General features: G+C 46.7%; 2 protein-coding genes. One reads left to right on the top strand and one right to left on the bottom strand.

What is annotated here, in order from left to right; translation table 11 throughout:
• Nucleotides 1-261: 261 nt before the first annotated feature.
• A complete protein-coding gene (locus HNQ56_RS23780; RefSeq protein ID WP_429151015.1) occupies nt 262-402 on the bottom strand; it encodes a hypothetical protein in 141 nt (46 codons plus the stop codon).
• Nucleotides 403-809: 407 nt separating this feature from the next.
• On the opposite strand from HNQ56_RS23780, the gene HNQ56_RS23775 reads away from it, so the two are divergent.
• Nucleotides 810-1829, top strand: a 1020-nt coding sequence (locus tag HNQ56_RS23775) for an integrase core domain-containing protein (RefSeq protein WP_429151014.1), incomplete at its 3' end; no start/stop codon positions are given.

Raw genomic sequence — 1829 nt, 5'->3', positions numbered from 1 at the left:
TGTTATTCGGCATTTTACCTGATCTAGATTTCTTCTATTTCATGCAAATAAAAAGAAGGTACTGAATAAAAGATTCTGTTGCATTTTGCGTCAGATTGTTTTATCCAGTACCTTCGTGTTATCATAGCTTAGTTGCTGATAATAACGCAGCAGAAACCTCCCCTACCAAAGCTTGGTTCCTGCCGCATGCCATGTTTGTGGTCAAGCCACAATCCATACACACTTATGATAACCATATCCGTCGATATTTACAATCCCATTTCACAGGATTTTTATGATAATACAATCAATAACCTTCAGTTCCACCAGCTGACCTGCAGCTGTGGGCTTTCCGGCTGTCTGACCATCCACGGTTACTATGACCGCCGAATCAAGACGGATGATTCCTTCATTCGTCTGCATATCTGCCGTGTTAAGTGCAGCCTTTGCGGGATAACCCATGCACTGCTTCTCGCATCCATTGTCCCTTATTCACAGATTTCTCTGCCCGACCAGATCCGCATCATTTCCTGCTACAGGGGATCCGAGGGTTTTGCTCCGATCATGGATTCAACTCCTTCCATTGATGAGAATAACATATCCTCCGTCATCCGCCAGTACGTTCACCACTGGCGTCAGCGTCTTTTATCAGAAAACATATTACTCAGTATTTCCCTGGATTTCGTACATCGATGCCTCACATCCTTTTCGCGCCAGTTCATGCAGATTAAACGAACACCAAATATCCTTTTTTTCAAACCCACATAACCTTACAAGACCCCTCCATTGGAATGCTCTATACTTAAGAAAAAACTTAAGGAGGTTCCATTATGAACCAGGAAAAAACGCATGCCATCGCCCTGATGAGGTATTCTGTCATTGCCCCGCTTGCTTCAGGGCTTCAGGAAGGGTATCCTTCTCTTGAAGCTTTCTTCCGTGATGCCTCAGCCAGGGATGTCTTAATGCCGGATGGTACTTTAAGGCGCTTTGCAACACCTACCATTAAACGTTGGTACAACCACTACAGGAAAGGCGGGTTTGATGCACTTGTCCCCATCTCCCGTACCGATCTCGGAAAACCACGAAAGCTGGATGACGAACTTCAGGAGCAGATCCGCTATCTCAAAACGAATTATCCGCGTATGTCTGCAGCAGCTATCTACCGACAGCTCCGCGATAACGGGAGCATAAGATCCGGTGAATTATCCGAGTCCACGGTCAACCGTTACCTCAACCTTCTTGCTGTGGAGCTGAAAACAACCACCAAACAGGACATGCGCCGTTATGAACGTCCTCATATCAATGAAGTCTGGTGTGGCGACAGTAGCGTCGGTCCCTATCTAAAGACTTCTGACGGAAAGAAACACAAGGTATACATCATTGCACTGATTGATGATGCCAGCCGCTTCATTGTCGGGATCGATATCTTTTTCAATGACAACTTCGTCAACCTGATGTCGGTCATGAAATCAGCGGTTGCCAAATACGGGCGCCCACAGATGTGGAACTTCGATAATGGCAGTTCTTATAAGAACAAGCAGATGGAACTGCTCGCAGCCCGCATCGGCTCTGTAATCCATTATGACCAGCCATATACTCCGACTCAGAAAGCAAAAATAGAACGGTGGTTCCGGACTATGAAAGACCAGTGGATGGCAGCGCTAGATATCCGCGACTTCCACAGCCTCGAGGAACTCCGGGGAAATCTCATGGCTTATGTCCGGCAGTACAATCAGTCGCCCCATTCTTCCCTGAAAGGAAAGGCTCCTCAGGATCGGTTCTTTTCCGAACCGGAGCGTATCCGCCGCCTTTCCGAGGAAGAGATCGAACATGATTTTCTTCTTGAAATT

Source organism: Anaerotaenia torta, assembly GCF_050433395.1.
Lineage (GTDB): Bacteria > Bacillota > Clostridia > Lachnospirales > Lachnospiraceae > Mobilitalea > Mobilitalea torta.
The sequence above is the reverse complement of the archived record's forward strand: the minus strand, read 5'-3'. Positions and strand labels throughout refer to the sequence as shown.

Coding starts and splice junctions, on each gene's coding strand:
- HNQ56_RS23780 (WP_429151015.1), bottom strand. CDS start 402: ATGCAGACGAATGAAGGAATCATCCGTCTTGATTCGGCGGTCATAGTA.